The sequence below is a fragment of the Streptomyces sp. HNM0645 genome, assembly GCF_030056615.1.
GTDB lineage: Bacteria > Actinomycetota > Actinomycetes > Streptomycetales > Streptomycetaceae > Streptomyces > Streptomyces marianii.
On record NZ_JASHLT010000071.1, the window covers coordinates 1 to 20,012 of the forward strand.

Below are 20,012 nucleotides of genomic sequence, written 5' to 3' on the forward strand. Positions count from 1 at the left end.
GAGACCTTGTCGACGGTGGCGTCCCACATCACCGGCGCCGGCATGACGGCCTGCTTCTTGGACTTCCTGTCCGTGAAGAGCACGCTGCCGTCGGCCTGCTGCTTGACCTTCAGGCCCTTGGTCTTCAGCGGCAGTGTGTAGGTGTAGCCCTCGGTGGCGGGCTTCTGCTTGATCTCGACGAACTGCTCGAAACCGGTGCGCGTCGCCTCGACGACGACGTCAGCGCCGGGCACGGCGTTCACATACTCCGCGCGTGTACCGTCCAGCTTCGGGGCGGGCAGCCCGCCCTTCCACTGCAGCGTGATCTGCTCATCACCCTCGCCGAGAGTGACCAGATCGACGGCCTTGGACGCCTGGGCAGCCTTCAGGGACGCGGCCGGAGTACCACGCTTGCCCGCCAGCTTCAGGCCACGGGGGTGAGCTTTAGGCTCCACACCATCGGAATGGCTGACCAGGTCCAGGTCCACGTCACGCCAGCCCCCGGCAGTCGTCTCGTCCTGGAACCGGATGGGGCCTGCGGTCAGCTCGGTCGTCAGCGAACCGTCCTTGTTCGCCCAGGTCGTGGACGTCTCCGTACGCTCCGACAGCGCCTCGACCCGCTTCCCCGACAACCGCGCCGCCACACGGGCTGACGGGATGTCCGCTGCCTGGGTGACGGCCGGCTTCTTCGGTGCGGCTGGCGCCTGCGGGCGTGGTGCAGCGGCGGCACTCGCGCCGTCGAGCAGGGTGACGGTCAAGGCCAGGGTGAGGCTGCCCGCTATGTAGCGCATGCTCCCCCCGGACCAGAGCCGTCCCCGCTCCTCCGGCGTGGGTCTGTGAATCGTCATGATTCCTCGGTCTCTTCTTCACACATGGGCACCACCTGTGCAGTGCATGTGTGAAAGTACAGAGATCGAAAAGACTCTAAATCGCGTCAAGCATGCATCTTGCCGACATGGCCGAACGCTGACGGAAGGGCATCTACATCATTTCGTGATGCGATTCCGGAAGCATCCATCCTGCTTGACCCGCACTCCACGCGCTCTCCACCCCTGCTTCACACATGTCAGCGGCGTTGGTGTACTTTCTCGCCAGGTACGGGGAGGGGGTGTCCCAAAATCGCACCTCGTTTGCCCGATTTTGGGGCTCTTGGGGAGGGGTTGGGCTGCGTGAGGCAGCGTCGGATCTGGGTGGCTGCGACCACGGCGGTTGCAGTGACGGTCGGGGTGCTCGCCTTCCAGGGGATGACCGCCCCCACCGAAAGCGGAACCTTGCCCGACAGCAAAGCAGGCCCGGTCAAGCCAGAGGCCCGCACAGCCCGGTTGGCGACGGCTGACGGCGGCCGCTCCGCGTCTCTGACGAAGCGGGACACCGAACTGTTCAGCATGCTCGGTGTGACGTGGACCGATCCGGCTGCGCGTGTCGCCGGCACGGTCGAGGTCCGCACGCGATCGGCGGAGTCGGGGAAGTGGTCCGGCTGGCTGCAGCTCGACGGGGACAGCAGCCCGGGCGAGAGCGGCGCCGCGCGCGGCGGCACCGAGCCCGCGTGGGTCGGCGCATCCAACGGTGTGGAGGTCCGCGTACGGTCGGGTGCGGCGACATCCACTGGACTGCCCGCCGGACTACGGCTGGACATGATCGACTCTGGCAGCGGCAGGGTCACCGGGATCGAGCCTGCCGCGTTCGCCGTCGAGGAGACCATGCAGCCGACGCACTCGCAGACGCCGTCCGGCTTCTTCGAGCCGTCGCAGAGCGCGACGGCGCCCGAGACTCCTCCGAGCAGCGAAACTCCCACCGAGCCTGCTACGAGCGAGCCGCCGGCCGCGTCCGAGTCGCCGGGTGATTCCCCCTCGCCGTCCGAGTCCGCGTCGGCGACGGTGAGTCCCACGCCGGCGGTGAGCGTGCCGCCTGCGCCTCCGTCCACGATGCCGCAGCCGCCGATCACGTCGCGTGCCGGCTGGGGTGCGGATGAGTCGATCAGTCCGGAGGAGCCGGGCTATCTGCCCGGCGGGAAGGTCAAGGCGGTGGTGGTGCACCACACCGCCGAGTCGAACTCCTACACCTGCGAGCAGGCCCCGGCGGTCGTGCGCGGCATCTACGCCTACCACGTCAAGCAGCTGGGCTGGAACGACCTCGGCTACAACTTCCTCGTCGACAAGTGCGGCACGATCTACGAGGGCCGCAAGGGCGGCGTCGACCGGCCCGTGATGGGCGCGCACGCCTACGGCTTCAACTCCGAGACCACCGGCATCTCCGTCCTGGGCACCTACACCGACGCCGCTCCGTCGCAGGCCGCGATGGCTTCCGTAGCCCGGATCGCCGCGTGGAAGCTCGGCCAGTACCGGGGCGACCCGGCCGGCACCACCACGCTCACCGCGGGCGCGGGCGGCCGTAATTACTTCGGCAAGACCTGGGCAAGCGGTGCGCAGCTGTCCTTCCCGACCGTCCACGGCCACCGCGACGGCTACAACACCCAGTGCCCCGGCAACGCCCTCTACACCCAGCTCGGCACGCTCCGCTCCTGGGCCGCCGGGCCCGTCACCGGCCTGGCGATCAAGTCGATCACCGGCGCCGGGGTATCCGGGACGACGTACTACACCAAGGCGTCCGTCACCGTGAACTGGTCGGCAACCACCCCGTCCTCGCTGATCTCCCGGTACGAGCTGCTCGTCGACGGCAAGGCGGCCGCCACGACCGCGGGCACCGCGACCTCCGCCAAGGCCACCCTCGCCGCCGGCTCCCACAAGATCAGCGTCCGGGCGGTCCACCAGTCCGGCAAGACCGCCACCTCCACGGCGGCCACCGTGATCGCGGAGACCACGGCGCCGACGTTCACCACCAAGCCGTCCCTCGCCCTGCGCACCGGCACCGTCAACACCATCGCCGTCCCCCTCACCCTGAAGTGGAAGGCGACCGACAGCGCATCGCTGAAGGAGGTACGCCTGACCGCCCCGGTGGCCAGGACCTACGACCCGACCACCTCCAGTGCCGCCCACACCATGAAGTCCGGCGTGGCGACGGCCTGGAAGATGACCGCCTACGACTGGGCCGGGAACACCGCCGCCGCCTCGGTCACCGGCACCCCGGTCATCCTGCAGGAGACCTCCGCCTCCAGGTCCGGCACGTGGTCCACCAGGTCCTCCGGCAGCTACCTGGGTGGTAAGTCGTACTCCAGCGCGTCCAAGAACGCGAGCCTGACCTGGACCTTCACCGGACGCTCGGCGGCCTGGGTGGTCTCCCGTGCCTCCGGCTCCGGACAGGCGTACGTCTACGTAGACGGTGTCAAGGTGGCGACGGTGGACCTGAAGTCGTCCACCACGAAGTACCGCGACGCGATCTGGACCAAGACCTGGACCACCAGCGCCAAGCACACCATCAAGATCGTTGTCGTCGGCACCAAGGGACGCCCGACCATCACCACCGACGGCCTCGTCTACCTCAAGTAACCACAGGCCTGCCCGGGCTCGCCGACGTCATTGCGATCGCCCCGGACGGCAAGACCCGGGTCGTCATCCAGTGCAAGCACACGTGCAGCAACGCAACGGTCGGATCGCCTGCCCTTCAGCGGCTCAACGGCACAGCCCGGCAGATCCACGTCGCCGATGTAGTCGCCACCATTACCAACGACTACTACTCCACGCCAGCGAAGGAATTCGCCCGCTCCCAGGGAATCGCACTCATCGGCTCGCGTCATCTGGAAGACCAGGCCACCTGGGGCGTGCCATTGTCCAAGGTTCTTGAAGACCTGTGCTGAACCAAGCCAGGGCGTGACTTCCGTCACTCTACCTCGCGCTGAGAGAGACACGCCGCCCGCCAGCTCGGCGTGGCGGGCGCAGAGGCCAGGCCCCAGGTAATGCGACACGACCTGCGGGGGACACGGTCTGTGTAGCAACAAGGATGAACAGGACCCAGATCCTCCAGGGCCTCAAGGAGCGATTCGGGATGGTATGGCCCAAGTCGTACTGCACGATGTGCCCGTACCCCACCGTCCGAGCATCCGTCGACGCGCACCTCGCTCGCTGCCGCGCCTTCCCCGAGCTGGCCGCCGCGGTACTGCGCCTGGAGTTCAACGCAATGGCCCTGAACTCCCGCTCGACCCTGTACCGCGACGCCTCCCTCAAGCAACTCCTCCACAACGACGGGAACACNGGAGTTCAACGCAATGGCCCTGAACTCCCGCTCGACCCTGTACCGCGACGCCTCCCTCAAGCAACTCCTCCACAACGACGGGAACACCGCAGCCCTGGACGCGTTCGAACGCGAACGCAGCGCCGCCCAGTGGGCGGTGTACGAAGTGCGCCGCGTCTACTTCGCGGGCCGCTCGGACCACTGCCGTGCCCACCACGGAAAGAGCTGCCCACGGCCAGGACCCTGGTGCCGTGAGCCCCTCCGGAAGGGAGGCGATGATGCGCGACACCATCACGAAGAAGGGCTGGCCACCGGTGATCTACACCCGCGCGGACGGTTACCAGTTCACTGCCGATCCGAACGAGCTGGAGAGCTACGAGACAGCCCGGGTGCACGTGCTGCTCACCGAGGTCCGCCGCCTGATCACCGGCACCATCGCCCCGCACGCCGCCCTGGACCCGGAGGACAAGCGGGTGCGTCATATCGTCGCCCAGCTCAACTCCGTCGAGTCCACCCTCGACCTGATCGCCTGATGGAAGGCGGCCCTCATGCGTCGGCGCCGGTATCCCTCGGACACCACCGACCTTGAATGGGCCCTCATCGAGCCCTTGCTGCCGGTGCCGGCCTGTCAGACCCCGCGCGGCGGCCGGCCCGAGGCCCATCCCCGGCGTGAGATCGTCGACGCCCTGCGCTATCTCGTGGACACCGGCTGCAAATGGGCGGCCCTACCGCAGGACTACCCGCCCTTCAAGACGGTCTTCGGGTTCTTCAGCCGCTGGTCCGCCGCAGGGGTCTTCAACCTCATCCGTGACCAGCTGCGGCGCCGGATCCGCCGCAGAATGGGTACGTCACCGAACCCGGTGGCGGCGGTGATCGACTCTCAGTCCGTCAAGGTCGCCGCCACCGTCCCGCAGGCCACGTCGGGGTATGACGCGGGCAAAAAGACGCCGGGCCGGAAGAGACACATAATCGTGGACCTCAAAGGGCTCCCGCTGTTCGTGATGGTCACCCCGGCCGACATGCACGACAGCGTCGCCGCCCGTGAGGCCCTCTTCCGACTCCGGCTCATGCACCCCGAGATCACCATCGTCTGGGCCGATCTGGCCTACGCGGGCACCCTCGTCGACTGGGCCAAAACCTTCCTCCACCTGACGATCAAGACCGTGAGCAGGCCCAAGGGCGCCAAAGGGTTCGTGATCTTGCCGCGCCGGTGGGTGGTGGAGAGATCGCTGGCATGGTTGTTGCACGCACGCCGGAACGTCCGGGACTACGAAACCCGCCCCGAGCACTCTGAAGCGATGCTCACGCTCGCGGCCATCACGCTCATGACCCGTCGGCTCACGAAGCAGCCAGTCTGTCCGACCGCGGCGAAGCCCCGCCCTGCACCGCCGCTGCGAGCGGCCTGACGTCATCAGCCCCAGCGGCCGGTAGGCAGCTCAATCCTCACCGACTTGGAGAAGCGCGAGAAGGAACCCGCCTCCCCGACCTGCTACCACGCCGTCGAAGGTGTGTCTGGTCACCGGCTCCCAGGAGCGTCCGTTCCCCCAGGAGCCGTCGATGTTGGAGAACCACTGGGCTCCCGGTCCCAGAATCGATGCCGCCTTCATCGCGGCCCTCATCGCGTGGGCGCGGTCGCGACGCGCATGCCCCGGGAATACCAGGCTGTCGGCAGAGAGGTTGGTCATCAACTCGACCGCTGTGTCCAGCGGAACCGAGTGCAGAGCCGCCTCGATCTCCTCGACGGTGGTGGGTCCCGTCGCCCCCCTCGCCACATCGTCGGCGCAGTCGGCCTCGGCGGCCTTAGCGAGGTCGTGAACATGGCTCGCAAGGTCAGCTCCGGAGCTCCGGCACCAACTTGAGTACACGCTCTCCTGGCCGGCCAACGATTTGGGAAGCGCTGCGAGCAGAGCTGCATCATCCATGGCTGCATCCTCGCAGGACCAACCCCCGCCGATCACCACACTCAGCGATCTTGAGGTTCAAAGATGGGTTCTCAGGGCGCTGCCCTCGGGGTGGCGCCTCCCGGGTTCTGGCCGGGGGTGGGCGGCTGCTGGTGCTGCGGCCGTTGCGGGGCGGGCTGCTCTCGGGATGCCGACGGAAGATCACTCGCCCCGCGGAGAACCGTTCTCATCCTGGCGGACATCTGACCGATCGCGTCGACGACCTGCGCGAGCCGTTGAGGGTCCAGTGCGGTGAAGGCGGGCGAGGCCAGGGCCGGATCGAGGGTGGCCAGCGTCTCGTTCAGTGCCAGCAGGGTGCGCGCCCCGGGAGCTGCCGCCTCCAGGGTCCTGGTCGTGTTGCGGTCCGGCGCGGCCGCGCCATCTGGCCCAACCCACTCCTGCACCGCTCGGGCCCGGGCGGCCGCGGTTGCGGTCGTGGCGAGGTGGCCTAGTTGGGCGAGCTCGACCAGGCGTGCCTGGTCGGCTTCGGAATCGGGATGGCTGCGGCTGGGGATCACCGCAGCGGCGACGGCCAGGAGTGGCTGTGCGCGGATGACGCTGGCGTAGACCTGGGCGGCGTGTTGCGCGGTGGCCTCCATCCAGTCGTGTTCGTCGGTGCCGGTGAGTCGGGCGGTGAGCAGTTCCAGCACGTCCTCGGCGCGTTCGGCTGCCTCGGGGAGCTCGGGGCCGCAGGCGGCGAGCCGGTTCCAGTCAGTGATGAGGACTTCGTCCGGTGCGTTGTCGTACGGGATGAGCAGGTCGGCCTGGTTGTAGGCGGCGCTGATGCCCCAGGCCTGGTCGCGGATCTCCTCGGTCGCGCGCCTGGAGATCTTGGTGCGCTCACTTACTTCTGTGAGCACGTCTTGGTCGGGCAGGACATCGGCGTCGGAGGTGATCAGGATTCCCCAGGCCCGGCCGGCCTGTTGCGCGCTGTCCAGGGACAGCGGGTGGTGGTCGCTCGGCATTCTGCGGATGAGCCACTCGGCCTGGGCGTGGACGAGGGCCTGGGCCTGGGCCCGCTCTGCGTCCTGCCCGTCCAGGAGCCCGTTGACCTGTACGTCGAAGCGGGCAGATTCGAGGAGCTGCCCTGGAGCGATCGTGCCGTCGGGGTGCTCGATGGTCTGGCGGGTGCGGGAGTGGTCCTCGGTGAACCACGCGATGGCGCTTTGGACGTTGTCCCCCGGGGGTCGGGCGGCGTCACCGCCCGACCCCCGGGCATGGGGCTCGTCAGCAGCCATGGGGCGCTCCGCTGGTTGCGGCGGTCGGTGTCACGCGACGTTCGCCCGCTGCGTGTTGTAGGGGGTGGGCTCCGGGACGGACTGCTCGTGGTAGCGCAGTGCCTCGCGGGTGGCCTGCTGGAACTGTTCGCGGCTCTGGTCGATGAGGGTGCGTGGGTCGAGCGTCTCGCGCGCGGCTGCCTCGACTGCGGTGCTGGCGTCGCGTGCGGTGCGGCGGACCGTCATGGTGACGAGGTGGCCGGCCCCCTGGTCGGCGGGGGCGACCTTCAATGTGCGCGCGGCAAGCCCGATGTTGTCGAGCTCCTGGAAGTCCAGCGGTGGGGCTCCGTCGTATCGGGCCAGTTGCTGGGCCTGGTTGTTCAGCAGCCAGCGGTCCTGGACGGCATCCGGCGGCAGTGACTGGATGGCCTTGTAGAGGTAGCGGTGCTCGGGTTGGGTGAAGTCCTGTTCGGCGAGGGAGCGGGTGGGGCCGTCCTGGTGCAGCTGGCTTGGATTTTGCATGAGCGAGATCAGGACTCGGCGTTCGGTGGGCAGGGAGGTGTAGCTCGGTTGCCCTTCGCTCTGCTCGGGTGCGGGCTTTGCGGTCTGGTCCGGTGTGCTGTATCCGGCGAGGGTGCGAGGCGCGTTGTCGAGACGTTCGGCGAGTTGGTCCAGGGCGTACTCGGTAGTGCTGAGCTCGAGGCCGACCTGGCCCAGGGAGGCGTCGGACAGTCCGTAGTCACGGACGCGGCCTGCCAGGTCCTCGACGGCGGCGGGAATGCTCGGTTCGAGGATGAAGGTGACCGCGTACCGGGCGGCGTTGTCGGGGTTCGGGCTGAAGTCCGGAGCGCCTGGATCTGGGCGGAAGTCCGGGGAGCTCGCGTAGGCCAGCCAGGCGCCGATGTTGTGGTTGACGTTGGCGTCCAGGCGGGCCTGGGCTGCAGGGTCGCCGGTGGAGCGGTGGTGGTCGTTGTAGGTCAGACGTGTGGTGATGTGCTGGATCATCGCCGCGGCACGCTGTTGCGGTGTGAGGTTGGGATCGGAGGCCGCCGGCAGCGCGATGGCGGGGTCCGGGCCCGTGACGAGGGCGTCCCAGATCTCGGCGGTCGCGGGGTCACCGAAGTCCTGGGGCTGGAGCCAGTAGGGCGATGCGTCGGGGCTCTGTGGGGAGTACCGGAACTGCTGGGCTCGTGTCGCGTCGTTGAGGACCGCCCCGATGACCGCCAGTTCCCGAGAGCGCGCATCATTGTCGTAGCCCCGTGGGCGGGCCAGTTCGAATGGGACGTTCTCGGTGGTGGAGGGGTGCTGGGCTGCACGCGCAGTGACGTAGGCGTCATGGCGGGCGTGCTCGGGGTTGGCCGGCCAGGTAGGCTGTGCCATCTGGCGGAAGGTGCCGTGGAGGCCTGCCCAGAACTCCGAGTGGGTGTAGTACGCCTGGTTGACTGCCCACTGCGCGTTGGCGTCGCCCGCCTCGGCGCGCTGCTGGTAGAGGGTCATCATCCGGGCGGTGAGAGCGTCGGCAGCGACCTGTGCCCGATCGGCGCCCGGGTAGGCCTGTAGCCGCTGCTCGATGTCGGCGAGCCCGTCGGGCACCAGTGCCTCGTAGGCGTCGCCGAGCCAGGTCGTCTGGAAGTGGTCTGGCCTGAGCCAGTACTGAGGCCCGCCGCTGCGGTTCCAGTCGACGAGTTGGCGCGCCGCGGAGCCATCGCGCAGCAGGCTGCTGAGGACGTTGAGCTCGTGCTGCGGCGCCCCGTACTGTGCGTTGTTCACGCCGCCCCCGCCTCGAGCTGGGCGGGCGGGATCTCGCCGAGCTCGGCGTCCGCTTCGGGAGGTGCGCCGGCTGCCGCGATCGCGGCCCGGTAGCGCTCGGCGTGGAGGTCGAGTTGCGCGGATGCGGCTTCGTCGAGCGCCACCCAGCCCTCTTCGTTGCGCCGCCACCACCGGCCCATGTAGCGCACCGGGCTGCCCTCGAACTGGCCCAGCACATCGGCCTTCTCATCGGCAATGAGCTGCTCCATGGCGGCAGGCGGCATCGGCGCGTTCAAGACCCTCTGCTGTGCCGAGTCCTTGAGGAGCTCCATGCGTTCGGCCCAGGTGACTGTGGGGCTGCCGGACTCGGCCATGGTCGGCTCCGTTCGGATGAGGACGGTGGACTCCAGGCAGACTGCGTCGTGATCCACCGGCCAACAAGCCGAATCCGGGGTGCGGTCCAAGGGGTGAGTGCGCTGGGCGCGGATTCTTCTTCGTGCGTCCCACCCTGCGGGAATCAGGCTCGCGAGTGGCCTTCGGCAGGTCGTCGGTGGGAACCCATCGCGAGCGGGTGGGCGTAGGCGCCTTGACCGTCGGCGCGAAATGTGTGCTTAACTGGATCTCGAGACCAGCCATCTCCAGAGCCCATCCGACGAGTTGGGCATGTGTAATTCTGCGCCCTTACAGGCGCAGGTATGGCTGGTCTCTCTTTTTGTTCCGGGCCTCTCCCCCGGCCGGAGCGACGCGCCGGTTGCCTCAGAACAGCGTGGTCATGCCGAGCTTCCGGGCGATCGCCAGCTGCGTTGGATTGGCAACGGGCAACAACCCGTTGGGCCTTCTCCTCCCGCGCGTATGGCCATGAGACTTGGCTCATGACTCCCGCCGGCGTATGCGTCCAGCCCTCCCCTGCCCTGATCCGGTCCGTCATCACCAGCTACGGCGACGGCCATCAAGACGCCCCTCCGGGTGACGCTCTCCGGGTCGATGCCCGCTCTCTGCGCAACCCTCCGGAGGATCCCACCGTCCGGGCCAGGATGCTGCGCGCCAACGGCCTCGACCCCGATGTGCGCGCCTATGTGCTGGCCACCCCGGGTGCCGACCGGCTCATCGAGCGCAGCCTCAGCCGCGCCATGACACTCCTGGCTCTGCCCGACCACCTCCGGGTCGACATCCATGTCCTGTGTGCGGGCGGTCTCTAGCCACGAGGAACTGTTGCTGCGATTTCAGTGACTGTGAGTGGCTGTATGTTCACTCGTCGATGATCGATGAACTTGAGGTGCAAGCCGGGCCGTTGGCGCGATGGCAGGTGCATTGGTGTGACCCGCGGCGGGAGGTGTCGTGGTACGCGGCCGATCCGGTGCTGGCGGGCCTGCCGACGCTGGCGGAGTGGGCGCACGCGCACGGTACGCAGCCGGGACAGCCGGTGCTGCTGCGGGCCGATGGGTGGTCGGTCCCGGAGGTCAACGGGTTCTTCGCCTCGGCGCGGATGCGTAACGCGAGGGCAGGCACACGAAGAAAGTACGCCTTCGCGGTAGCCGTCTGGCTGGGGTTCCTTGATGCGGTGGGCCGGGCCTGGCACGACGCCGACGAAGAGGACGTCGCCGGGTTCAAGTTCTGGCGGATGACCGCCGAGGCCAACGTCCGGCGCGTGGCCGGCGGGACGGTGCTGGACGACCTGGTCGCGATCAGCGCGTTCTACCGCTGGGCCGAGTTCCGGTTCGGAGTGAGCGATCCGGTGGCCCGGCGGCAGGTTCCCGGCTCTGACCCGGGCTCGGTGACGGAGTCGTTCGAGGCCGGCCCGCATCTCGTACGCAGCAAGGACGTGAAATGGCTGGACCCGGCGGGCTACGCCCGCTGGGTCGACGTCGGGTTGCGCGGACTGAACCTGCACGGTCGGGAGATCGACGGGTGGCGGGGGCGCAACAGCCAGCGCGATTGCGCGTTCGTCGACGGCCTCTACGGCACCGGGCTGCGGCTGAGTGAGTGGGCCAGCGTCCTGCGCTTGGAGCTGCCCGCCGACGACGAGACCCGCACCTACTACACCTGCCGGCTGGCAGAGGCATGCGCCAAGGGGGGACGCGGGCGCCGCTTCTGGATGCCGCGCAGCGTCCTGGTCGACGTCCTGGCCTACGAGGAAGGCGAACGCGCCGCAGCGGTCCGCCGGGCTCAGCGCGCCTGCCGCTACGAGCGGCTGCCGGGGCTGTTGCTGGTCGAACGCAGGACCCGCAACCGCCGCCTGGAGATGCGCGACACAGGCGGCCGGCGGATGACCGCGTCGATGGACTCGCTCGACCCCCGCGCCCGCCAGAAGCTGTTCCGCCGGACCACAGCCGGACTGGAACCGCTGGCGGTCTGGCTGAACGAGGACGGCCTGCCGCGCGCGGCGCACGGCTGGCAGCACACCTTCGACACCTGCAACGAGCGGGTCGCCCGCGCCGGGCTCACCTCGTTCGAGGCGAACGCGCACATGATGCGGCACTCCTTCGCGCTGCGCTGGTACTCGGTCGGCCGACTGCTCTACGAACGGCAGGTCGCGCACCTGAACGCTGAGGAGGTACGCGACTTCCGTGCCCAGTTCGGCGACACCTGGTATCTGGTCAAGACGCTGCTGGGGCACGCCAACGTGACGACCACCATGGATACCTACCTGAACCCTCGGGAATTGCATCTGATGGGCGAGAAACCACAGGTCGCGAGGTCAGGACGACGTCCAGCGAGGACTCCATCCTCCTGCAGCTTGGCGGCCTGAACTGGGAGTTTGGCGATCAGATCCCATCTGATGCAGGATTTGCCCTCCGGAAGGGAGGGTTGAAGTGGGTCTTCAGCGACGTGCCGACCTGGCTGGGGCGGCTCATCTGGAGCTGGTCTCCGGGGTGGTCCAACTGCGTCCGCAGGACGCGATGGTCGAGGCGATGCTGCGGGGCTGGCGGGCCCAGCAGGCCGCCCGCGGGCTCCGCGAGGACACGGTCACCGCCCGGGAACGGCTCATACGCCGGTTTCTGGAGCACACCAACGAATACCCGTGGTCCTGGACGCCTAGCCACGTGGACGAGTGGTCGCTATGGCTGACCAGCGAGAAGCACCTCGCGCCGTCCACGATCCGCAGCTACCAGGGCAGCCTGCGCCTGTTCAGCGAGTTCCTGATCGACGGCCGTTACGGCTGGGCGGTGGCCTGCGAGGACGCCTTCGGCACCCACCCGGTGGCCATCTGTCACGAGTGGAACACCATCGCCCACCTCAACGAGTACGAGGGCCGTCCCGAGGCGAGGCCGTTCACCCGCGAAGAGATCCAGCGCTTCCTCGACTACGCCGACGACCAGGTCGAACGGGCGGTCCGGGCCAAGCGTAAGGGAGCCCTCGCCGCCTACCGCGACGCCACCCTCTTCAAGGTCATCTACGGGTGGGGGCTTCGCCGGACAGAGACGTCGAAGCTGGATGTGGTCAACTTCGGACGGAATGCGAAGGCTCCGCAGTTCGGCCGGTACGGCACGCTCAACGTCCGCTACGGCAAGGCGAAGAAGGGCCAGCCGCCGCGGCGCCGCAACGTGCTGTCGGTGATGGACTGGGCGGTGGAGGCGGTCGCCGACTACGTGGAGAACGTCCGTCCCCGGTTCGGCTGCGAGGACCACCCCGCGTTGTGGGTGACCGAGCGCGGCGGCCGCATCAAGCCGGCGGAGATCAACGCCCGGTTCGTCGCCTACCGCGACGCCCTGAAGCTCCCGAAGGAGCTGACCGTCCACTCCGCTCGCCACGCCTACGTCACCCACCTCACGGAGGACGGGGTCGACCGGAGATTTCTCCAGCAGCAAGTCGGTCACGAGAATGACAGCTCCACCGCCATCTACACCCACGTCAGCGACGACTTCATGAACGCCATGCTCCACAAGGCTCTTGCGCCCGCGCTCGCCCCGACCTCCCCGGACAAGGACCGCTGATGGCCGCCAAGCTCGACTACCAATGGCACCTGCGCAAGGTCATGGCCGACCGCGGGCTCTTCTCCACCACCGACCTCATCCCGCTGCTGGACGAACGCGGCATCACCCTGTCCTCCAGCCAGGTCTACCGGCTCGTCGTTGAGCGCCCCGAGCGGCTCAGCCTGAAGATCCTCATGGCCCTGCTCGACATCCTCGCCTGCACCATGGACGACCTCATCGAGCCCGTGGCCGCAGCAGGAGCTGGCTCAACCACCCGGACGGAGAAGGCCGTTGGCGCCGAGAGCAGTGTCGGTGACCTGCGTCCCAAGCGAGCCCGCATCCGCGGTGTCGAGCGGCCGTGACCACACCCGGGCACCCCGAGCGGGCCGTCTGCGATCCGATCGGGCTGATCGTGGACCTGGTCGCGGCCGTCGAACACCGCCTGGAGCCCGACCGGATCCGCGCCGTGGTCACCGGCGTCGCGGGCGGCCGCGCGAAGTCACGCCGCCTCGCCGCGCATCTGGCCGAGCATCCCAGCGTGCTGAGCGACGGACGCTCTCCGGCGCCCAGGGCCGCTGGTGACCTGCTCATCGCCCTGCGCGAGGCCGGAGCCCAGACGGTCTCTGCGCCGTGTTGCGCCGTGTTGCGCCGAGTGCGGCAGACGACTGCGAACCCTCCAGCGCCGCGGCCAGGACTGGTACTGCGGGCACTGCGGACCGCAACCCGAGCCGTGTGCTGCCTGCGGAAACACCCGTCGGGTCGCTACGCGGGACCGGGCCGGGCGGCCGCGATGCGCCAAGTGCCCGGACTCCGACGGCCACGATCCCATCGCGGTGATCAGCGCCCTGATCGCCGAACTGGATCCGCAGGCAGGGCGGGAAATGATCGCCGACGCGGTTCGCCGGTCGGCACCCCGCCCCTCCTACCAGCAGAAGTTCGCCTGGGCCCTGGAAGCCAACCCCGCCCTGCTGACCGGGGACCCCACCGGGCACCTCACCGCGCGATCCTCCGATTGATCGACCTGCTGCACGAGGCCGGCGTCGCCGGGATCGTGCGGCCGTCCTGCCCCGGCTGCCACAGAGTCGTACGCATCGACAAGCCCCTGGATGGACAGCGGGTCTGCCGCACCTGCATCGCCCACTCCCGCATCGAGGAGTGCTCGGGATGCGGAGCCCGCCGAGAGCCGGCCACCCGCGACGGCCATGGCCGGCCGCTGTGTCCGAACTGCCTGGTCAACGACCCGGCGAACCTGGAAACCTGCATCAACTGCGGCCGCCGGAAGGTCGTGAACACCCGCACGCCTGACGGTCCGCTCTGCTCCAGCTGCCCCTCCCTGCCCACCACGAGGTGCAGCATCTGCGGCGGGGAGAAGCCCTGCGGCACCTCCCGGACCACGGGGCGACCGTGGTGCCCGGACTGCCAGCGCCGCTCGGCACCGTGCTCGGTCTACGGAGGTGTCGCGGCGGTCGTCTCCGGCACCTCGACCAGCCCTTTTGCGCAGGGTGCACCGCCCCTGAGGTCTGGCACACCTGTCCCACCTGCAGCGATCCCGACTACCCGCACCCCGGCCAGTGCGCGCGCTGTCTTATCAACCGGCGCCTGGACGAGCTGTTGGGCGCCCCGTCCGATGCCCTCCACCCGGGCCTCGAAGCCCTCCGGCACAACATCGCCACCACCGAGCACCCCATCACCGCCAGGCGGTGGCTGAACAAGCCGTCCGTCTCCGGTCCTGTCCGACCTCGCGTCCGGCCGGCGAGCCCTGACCCACGAGGCCCTCGACGAACTGCCCGACAGCCCGCCCCTCGCCCACCTCCGCCAGGTCCTCGTCGGCGTCGGTGCCCTGCCCGAGCGGGACGAGTACATGGTCCGCCTCGAATGCTTCTTCACCGGCCTCCTCGCATCCCAAGAGGACCCCGACCAGCGCAAAGTTCTGCACCGGTACACGATCTGGCACCTTCTCCGGCGGCTTCGTCAACGTAACAACGGCCGCCCTCTTACCCCGCAGCAGTTCATATCCGCGCGTCAACGCACCCACGCGGCCGTCGCTTTCCTGAACTGGCTGGTGGCCCACGACCTCACCCTGGAGACCTGTCGGCAGGCCGACCTCGACCGGTGGCTCACCGACGACTTGGCCGCCTACCGCCGGACGGCCGGGCACTTCATCCGCTGGGCCCGCACCAACAAGCTCGCCACGGTCCACGTCCCCGCCGTCCGCTGGAACGGCCCCACTCAGCCACTCGACGACGAACATCGCTGGAACGTCGCACGCCGGCTCCTGCACGACGACACCCTCAAGCCCGAGGACCGCCTCGCCGGGCTGCTTCTCCTCCTCTATGCCCAAGGGCCTTCGGCGATCCACCGGTTGACCACCGAGGACGTCGAGGTCGGCGCTCGGGAAGTACGTCTCCACCTCGGCAATGCACCCGTTCAGCTGCCCGAGCCCGTCGCCCAGCTGGCCCGCGCTGTCGCCGCGAACCGCAAGGGACACGCGACCTTCGGCGAGCCCTGGCGCCGTCTCCATGGCTCTTCCCCGGCGGCCAGCCCGGACGGCCGATCAGCACCACACAGCTGACGCAACGTCTGAACAACCTGGGCATCCGCCCCAACCAGGCCCGCAGCACCGCTCTCTTCCAGCTCGCCACCGAGATCCCCGCCGCGATCCTCGCCCGCACCCTGGGCATCCACACCGACGTCGCCGTCGCCTGGCAGCGACTCTCCGCCGGTGACTGGACGAACTACGCCGCCGAGATCAGCCAACGAGCCCCCCGATCGCACCAGCAAGGAAGAGACGTAGGTGACCCCCGATGATCAGCGCAGCACGAGAAGCAGCAGTACTGCAGTCCATCCGTAGTGGCGGCATCATCGGGTCGGCATCACCGGTGGATTGCCCAGCTCTTCGATGAGACGCCGGTACGTTTCGAAAGCTGGCTTAGGGGTGTAGTCGTCGCGCAGGAGCCCGAAGCGGTGAAAGAGCCCCTCTCCGGCGCTGTCGGCGTCTCGCAGGGCGAAGAACGAGTATCCGTCGATGTTCAGGTCGGCGGCGAGGGCGGCCACGGTCCGCACTACGGCTTCGAGGACCGCGGCCTGTTGCTGCTCGCTGCGGCCGGGGCCGGTGGGCCAGCCGTTCTCACAGATACGGATCGCGACGCTGTCAGGGATGCCGGCCTTCGGCAGATCGGTTCGCCGGAACGCGGTGAGGACCGCGGTGACCGCTTCCGCCAACTGCTCGGCGGCGATGGGACGGAACACGTCCGGGAAGAAGTCCAGGCCGACGTAGTCCAGGCTCTGCCGGAAGCGGTCGTCGGCCAAGGCGCCGAGCTCGGACCAGAAGGTGTCCGCCGGATTGAAGGTCGGCACGGCGTTGAAGCCGACCGCCAGGCTGTGACCCAGGGCCCGGGCCTCCTGTTTGGCCGCGACAACCCCCTCGACGAGCGCGTTCAGGACATTGGGGATGCTGCCGTCGACCACGGGCAGGTCGGCGTTGGGCTCTTCGCAGATCTGGACGGATGCCAGGTGCGGTCCACCGGTGCGGACGGCCTCGCGGACGAACTCCAGCCACCCCTCCAACTCGCCGGACGGCTCACGGAACTGCAGCACGAGGTCGAGCTTGCGGCCCCGCTGGAGATACGCCTCGGGGTCGGCGGGCGTGGGCGGTTCCAGCGGCGTCACGGTGGTGGCGAACGACTGGTACGCGCGCACCAACAGGGTGGCTGTGTCGCCTTGGAGCGCGTCAAGCGCCTCGGTGATGCGGTCCGGCAGGTCCGAGCGGACCGGGCGGACGATGCCCTGGTCGTCCCCCAAGATCCCACCCGGATAGATGCCAAAGTGCAAGGTCATGGTCCCACCCCGAAAATCTTGGTGTCACTACAATTTTATGGTGACACTATCATCTGGGTATGGGCCTTCGAGAGACCAAGAAGCAGCAGACCCGCACGGCGATCGCTGACGCGGCCCTGCCTCTCTTCCTGAAGCACGGCTTCGACCAGGTCACGGTCGCCGAGGTGGCAAGGCACGCAGGCGTCTCCACCAACACCGTGTTCAACTACTTCCCCACCAAGGAAGAGCTCTTCTTCGACCGCCAGGCAGAGGTAGAGGGCCATCTCGCCACACTGGTACGCAACCGTGCACCCGGCACCTGCCCAGTGGAGACCATCCGCAACGACCTGCTGACCGCCCTGCGGCACGACGACCCCACACTCGGGCTCCACCCCGACGCGCCCCGGTTCTGGCAGGTCATCCACGACAGCGCCGCACTGCGCGCACGTGAACGCGAGATCAGCGAATACGCCGAGGACGCGCTGACGACCGCCCTGGCCGAACATCCGCCGAACACCGCCAACGGACCGGATCCGGCCGACTACTCGATGCCCGCACTCCTCGCAGGCTCCATCGCCGGCACACACCGGGCAGCCCTACGCGAACTACAACGACGCATCCTGTCCGGCGAATCACCCACAGACGCCCGTGACATTGTCGCCACCGCGGCATTCCAGGCATTCAACCTGCTCTGCTCCGGACTCCACGCAGATGCCGAGCAGACGTCGCAGGAGCTACGGCTCCCCCAGTAACCCCGCAGCCCAGCCGAGGCATTCAGACAGTTCCAATACCCGACGTCACCATTAGGAAACTACGTCTCCGGCTTCCCCGACGACCTCGCCTTCGAAGACTGGCTGGCCCGGCTGGACACTCTCGCCGACGCGCACCAGCGCCTACGTGAAGGCGAGCAGGTCAGCGGCCCAGCAGCCGAGACCTACCGGCACCGCGTCCAAGCCGCCACTCGCTTCGCCGGCCGAGTCCTGCGCACCAAGCGGCACGCCACCACCATGCTCGCCAACCCCGACCTCCAGATCTTCCCCGGCAAGGGCATGACCTGCGTCCTGGACCCCAAGCGAGCAGCCTGCCGCCTGCGCAGCGAGGAGGACAGCACTCGCCGCACACCCGACCTCGACGACTGCCGCCCGAACTGCGTCAACATCGCACGCACCGACCGCGACATCGAACAAGTCCTCGTCCAGATCGAGCGGCTACGGCCGCTCGTCGACGACCCGCTGGCCCCCGCGTTCCGACACGCCCGCGAACAGCACGAGCTCGACCGCCTGGAGCGCATCGTCACCGCCCACGACCGCACCGGAGAACCCCACGATGGCCACTGACCGCGACGCCGAACGCGACGCCATCACAGCAGCGATCCAGCGGCTGCTCGACGGACGTCCAACCCGGTCCACCGGGGCGCTCACCACGCTGCAACTCGCCGCCGAGGCAGGCGTCAAGCGCTGGGTCCTCACCCACAAGCACGTCGACCTGAAAGAAGAATTCGCCCGCCGAAAGTCCGAGGCGAACGGCATCCCGCCCGCGTTCCAACACCTGCACGCCCGCGCCATCGACGCCGAAGCCGCCGCCCAGGCCCTGCGGGAGGACAACGACCGGCTTCGCGAGCGCGTCGCCGTCTATGCCCAGGTCATCCACGAACTCCGGACCGAGCTGGACAGGCGCACCGACAGCACCACCCACCGCAGCCCCGTCCGGAGCCTGCCTACCAGCATCATCTGACGTGCCTCGGCCGGTGCCGGTGCCGGTCTCCCGACCCTGTTGTCACGCGGGAACGGTCACGCAATTGGGCTCTGTCGCTGATCTTGTGACGCTGCGTCGGCTTGACGGCCCTGGTGGTGCTGGCCGAGGTGGTCGGATACCTCTCGCTGGACGGCGGGCTGATCGCCCTGCAAGCCATGCATCAGCCGCTCGCCTAGGTCAGCGTGCCCGGGCGAGGTCCAGCAGGTGGTGCATGACCGCCACCGGCAGTGCCGGATTGCCTGCGGCAGCGGCGGCATGTGCCGGCAGGGTGAGCCGCCGGAGCAGTTCGTCGGCGGGCAGCCTGGGGTCGCGCACCGCCCAGCCACCCACCTCAGGGTCGTCGGCCAGCCGCAGCACCAGCTCCGGCCCGGCCTCCGGGTCGTCCAACGCGGCGTGCCGCAGCCGCGGGTTGGGGTCGTCGGCGAACCGCGCCAACCCGGGCCGGGCGAAGTTGCGGTGGTTGCGGTACCCCGACCAGTACCGGTCCTGCACCGTGGCGTACAGCTCCACCAGCAGCTCGTGCGGCGCGTCCTCGCACGATTCGGCCAATGTGCGCCGCACCCACTCGTCCTCGTCCGCGGCCAGCAGGGCTACCACGCCCGGCGTCAGGTGCGGCTGAGCCGCGAGCACCCGCCGCAGCCCGACGTGCGCCGACCGCGCGATCCGGCGGGCCGCCTCCGGGTCGGTCGCCTGCCGTGCGATCCAGGGCGGCGGCGACCAGAAGTGCTGCCACACCGTGCAAGGGATGGCCGTGCGCTGTTCCTCCGTCAGCTCCTCCCGCATTGATACCGCGAGCCGGACGTCGTTCTCGGGATCCTCCGCCAGTCGCAGGGCCAGGACGGTCGGTACCTCGGGATCAGCAGCGGCCTTCATCCGCACCGCCGGATCCGGGTGCGTCACCCGCTGCTCCGCCATCAGCACGGGCTGCGGCTCCTGCACCGCGACGGGCGGTTTCTCACTCTCGCCGACGATCCGCCGGATCTTCGGTTCCAGGTCCTGCGCCAGGATCTCCAGCACCCCGGCAGGGATACGGCGCTTGTACTCGAAGAGCATCACCGCGTACACGAACCGGACCCGTGGTTCCGGATCCCGCGCGAGCCGGGCCAGCACGTCGACGTCCGCCGTCGCGTTCTCCGTCACGTCCAGCCGGTGCTGGATCTGCGGCGAAGCCACCAGCAGCTCCGTCGCTGCGGCATCCAAGGTCCTGTGCTTGAGCCAGAAGCTCGGCATCGGCAGCTCGTCGAACTCCAGCAGCCGGGCCAGGATCTCCACCGGCAGCACCTGATTGCCCGCCAGCCCCTGGAGCCAGCCGTCCACCACATCGCCATCCGCAGTTGCCCGCTCCAGCGCCCCACCCAGTCCGTCCATCCCGCCATTCTCGCTGCCCCGACGCCGTGGGTTCGCCGCTGGCCGGCGCCACCAGGCCCGCCCAGCACGGGCGCACGCCCGGCCATGACCGAAGCAACAGCTCGCAATAGGCGAGAGAAGTGGGGGCCGGCACCGAGGTGTTGACC

Annotated in this window: 18 protein-coding genes and 3 pseudogenes; 13 read left to right on the top strand and 8 right to left on the bottom strand. The window is 68.8% G+C overall.

Annotated elements, in window-relative coordinates:
- Positions 1-770, bottom strand: a pseudogene (locus QMZ92_RS33290) (sugar-binding protein); the annotation flags it as partial.
- Positions 771-1,223: 453 nt separating this feature from the next.
- On the opposite strand from QMZ92_RS33290, the gene QMZ92_RS33295 reads away from it, so the two are divergent.
- From QMZ92_RS33295 to QMZ92_RS33305, 4 genes and pseudogenes are all read left to right on the top strand, one after another.
- Positions 1,224-3,425, top strand: coding sequence for a peptidoglycan recognition protein family protein (locus QMZ92_RS33295; RefSeq protein ID WP_283301331.1), 2,202 nt, complete (start codon positions 1,224-1,226; stop codon positions 3,423-3,425).
- 29 nt (positions 3,426-3,454) lie between these two features.
- Complete coding sequence (locus tag QMZ92_RS36625; protein WP_502962196.1) at positions 3,455-3,733, top strand: restriction endonuclease; 279 nt, start codon at positions 3,455-3,457, stop codon at positions 3,731-3,733.
- Positions 3,734-4,379: 646 nt separating this feature from the next.
- Positions 4,380-4,640: pseudogene (locus QMZ92_RS33300) on the top strand (RacP protein); the annotation flags it as partial.
- A gap of 15 nt (positions 4,641-4,655) precedes the next feature.
- Positions 4,656-5,539 (top strand): annotated as a pseudogene (locus QMZ92_RS33305) (IS5 family transposase); the annotation flags it as partial.
- Between the two features lie 4 nt (positions 5,540-5,543).
- Here QMZ92_RS33305 and QMZ92_RS33310 read toward each other — a convergent pair.
- The 4 genes from QMZ92_RS33310 to QMZ92_RS33325 all read right to left on the bottom strand — a co-directional run bounded on the left by QMZ92_RS33310 (position 5,544) and on the right by QMZ92_RS33325 (position 9,444).
- Positions 5,544-6,029, bottom strand: a complete 486-nt coding sequence (locus QMZ92_RS33310; protein ID WP_283301305.1) for a hypothetical protein — start codon at positions 6,027-6,029, stop codon at positions 5,544-5,546.
- A 71-nt stretch (positions 6,030-6,100) separates the two neighbouring features.
- On the bottom strand, positions 6,101-7,285 hold the full coding sequence (locus QMZ92_RS33315; protein ID WP_283301306.1) for a hypothetical protein: 1,185 nt from the start codon (positions 7,283-7,285) through the stop codon (positions 6,101-6,103).
- A gap of 30 nt (positions 7,286-7,315) precedes the next feature.
- Positions 7,316-9,034: a DnaB-like helicase N-terminal domain-containing protein gene (locus QMZ92_RS33320; protein ID WP_283301307.1), complete on the bottom strand. Its 1,719-nt coding sequence runs from the start codon at positions 9,032-9,034 to the stop codon at positions 7,316-7,318.
- Positions 9,031-9,444 carry a hypothetical protein gene (locus tag QMZ92_RS33325; protein ID WP_283301308.1) on the bottom strand — a complete coding sequence of 138 codons (414 nt, stop codon included), beginning with the start codon at positions 9,442-9,444 and terminating at the stop codon, positions 9,031-9,033. Before QMZ92_RS33325 ends, QMZ92_RS33320 begins: the two co-directional genes overlap by 4 nt.
- Before the next feature lie 441 nt (positions 9,445-9,885).
- Between QMZ92_RS33325 and QMZ92_RS33330 the strand changes: the two genes are divergently transcribed.
- The 5 genes from QMZ92_RS33330 (at position 9,886) to QMZ92_RS33350 (ending at position 13,943) form a co-directional block, all read left to right on the top strand.
- A complete protein-coding gene (locus tag QMZ92_RS33330) occupies positions 9,886-10,212 on the top strand; it encodes a RapZ C-terminal domain-containing protein (RefSeq protein ID WP_283301309.1) in 327 nt (108 codons plus the stop codon).
- 59 nt (positions 10,213-10,271) lie between these two features.
- Entirely contained in the window at positions 10,272-11,762 is a 1,491-nt protein-coding gene (locus QMZ92_RS33335) for a site-specific integrase (RefSeq protein ID WP_283301310.1), read from the top strand.
- Between the two features lie 64 nt (positions 11,763-11,826).
- The gene (locus tag QMZ92_RS33340; protein WP_283301311.1) at positions 11,827-12,948 is read left to right on the top strand and encodes a tyrosine-type recombinase/integrase; all 1,122 of its coding nucleotides are present in this window, start codon (positions 11,827-11,829) and stop codon (positions 12,946-12,948) included.
- On the top strand, positions 12,948-13,289 hold the full coding sequence (locus QMZ92_RS33345) for a helix-turn-helix domain-containing protein (protein WP_283301312.1): 342 nt from the start codon (positions 12,948-12,950) through the stop codon (positions 13,287-13,289). Before QMZ92_RS33340 ends, QMZ92_RS33345 begins: the two co-directional genes overlap by 1 nt.
- Before the next feature lie 471 nt (positions 13,290-13,760).
- Positions 13,761-13,943 (top strand): hypothetical protein, encoded by a 183-nt coding sequence (locus QMZ92_RS33350; protein ID WP_283301313.1) that lies wholly within the window; start codon positions 13,761-13,763, stop codon positions 13,941-13,943.
- Between the two features lie 671 nt (positions 13,944-14,614).
- Here the strand turns inward: QMZ92_RS33350 and QMZ92_RS33355 are convergent.
- On the bottom strand, positions 14,615-14,998 hold the full coding sequence (locus QMZ92_RS33355) for a hypothetical protein (protein ID WP_283301314.1): 384 nt from the start codon (positions 14,996-14,998) through the stop codon (positions 14,615-14,617).
- Between QMZ92_RS33355 and QMZ92_RS33360 the strand changes: the two genes are divergently transcribed.
- Entirely contained in the window at positions 14,990-15,499 is a 510-nt protein-coding gene (locus tag QMZ92_RS33360; protein WP_283301316.1) for a hypothetical protein, read from the top strand. The two genes, QMZ92_RS33355 and QMZ92_RS33360, sit on opposite strands and share 9 nt — an antisense overlap.
- Positions 15,500-15,786: 287 nt before the next feature.
- On the opposite strand, the gene QMZ92_RS33365 is transcribed toward QMZ92_RS33360, so the two are convergent.
- Complete coding sequence (locus QMZ92_RS33365; RefSeq protein ID WP_283301318.1) at positions 15,787-16,764, bottom strand: hypothetical protein; 978 nt, start codon at positions 16,762-16,764, stop codon at positions 15,787-15,789.
- Between the two features lie 59 nt (positions 16,765-16,823).
- Between QMZ92_RS33365 and QMZ92_RS33370 the strand changes: the two genes are divergently transcribed.
- The 3 genes from QMZ92_RS33370 to QMZ92_RS33380 all read left to right on the top strand — a co-directional run bounded on the left by QMZ92_RS33370 (position 16,824) and on the right by QMZ92_RS33380 (position 18,477).
- Positions 16,824-17,495 carry a TetR/AcrR family transcriptional regulator gene (locus tag QMZ92_RS33370; RefSeq protein ID WP_283301319.1) on the top strand — a complete coding sequence of 224 codons (672 nt, stop codon included), beginning with the start codon at positions 16,824-16,826 and terminating at the stop codon, positions 17,493-17,495.
- Positions 17,496-17,750: 255 nt separating this feature from the next.
- The gene (locus QMZ92_RS33375) at positions 17,751-18,080 is read left to right on the top strand and encodes a hypothetical protein (RefSeq protein WP_283301320.1); all 330 of its coding nucleotides are present in this window, start codon (positions 17,751-17,753) and stop codon (positions 18,078-18,080) included.
- The gene (locus QMZ92_RS33380; protein WP_283301321.1) at positions 18,070-18,477 is read left to right on the top strand and encodes a hypothetical protein; all 408 of its coding nucleotides are present in this window, start codon (positions 18,070-18,072) and stop codon (positions 18,475-18,477) included. Before QMZ92_RS33375 ends, QMZ92_RS33380 begins: the two co-directional genes overlap by 11 nt.
- 198 nt (positions 18,478-18,675) lie before the next feature.
- Here the strand turns inward: QMZ92_RS33380 and QMZ92_RS33385 are convergent, their stop codons facing one another.
- On the bottom strand, positions 18,676-19,866 hold the full coding sequence (locus QMZ92_RS33385) for a hypothetical protein (RefSeq protein ID WP_283301322.1): 1,191 nt from the start codon (positions 19,864-19,866) through the stop codon (positions 18,676-18,678).
- Positions 19,867-20,012 lie beyond the last annotated feature (146 nt).

Excerpts from the sequence above, each read along its gene's own strand:
- QMZ92_RS33370 (WP_283301319.1), top strand. The coding sequence starts at position 16,824 with ATGGGCCTTCGAGAGACCAAGAAGCAGCAGACCCGCACGGCGATCGCT.
- QMZ92_RS33330 (WP_283301309.1), top strand. The coding sequence starts at position 9,886 with ATGACTCCCGCCGGCGTATGCGTCCAGCCCTCCCCTGCCCTGATCCGG.
- QMZ92_RS33335 (WP_283301310.1), top strand. The coding sequence starts at position 10,272 with ATGATCGATGAACTTGAGGTGCAAGCCGGGCCGTTGGCGCGATGGCAG.
- QMZ92_RS33310 (WP_283301305.1), bottom strand. The coding sequence starts at position 6,029 with ATGGATGATGCAGCTCTGCTCGCAGCGCTTCCCAAATCGTTGGCCGGC.
- QMZ92_RS33380 (WP_283301321.1), top strand. The coding sequence starts at position 18,070 with ATGGCCACTGACCGCGACGCCGAACGCGACGCCATCACAGCAGCGATC.
- QMZ92_RS33295 (WP_283301331.1), top strand. The coding sequence starts at position 1,224 with ATGACCGCCCCCACCGAAAGCGGAACCTTGCCCGACAGCAAAGCAGGC.
- QMZ92_RS33375 (WP_283301320.1), top strand. The coding sequence starts at position 17,751 with ATGCTCGCCAACCCCGACCTCCAGATCTTCCCCGGCAAGGGCATGACC.
- QMZ92_RS33315 (WP_283301306.1), bottom strand. The coding sequence starts at position 7,285 with ATGGCTGCTGACGAGCCCCATGCCCGGGGGTCGGGCGGTGACGCCGCC.
- QMZ92_RS33365 (WP_283301318.1), bottom strand. The coding sequence starts at position 16,764 with ATGACCTTGCACTTTGGCATCTATCCGGGTGGGATCTTGGGGGACGAC.
- QMZ92_RS33345 (WP_283301312.1), top strand. The coding sequence starts at position 12,948 with ATGGCCGCCAAGCTCGACTACCAATGGCACCTGCGCAAGGTCATGGCC.
- QMZ92_RS33385 (WP_283301322.1), bottom strand. The coding sequence starts at position 19,866 with ATGGACGGACTGGGTGGGGCGCTGGAGCGGGCAACTGCGGATGGCGAT.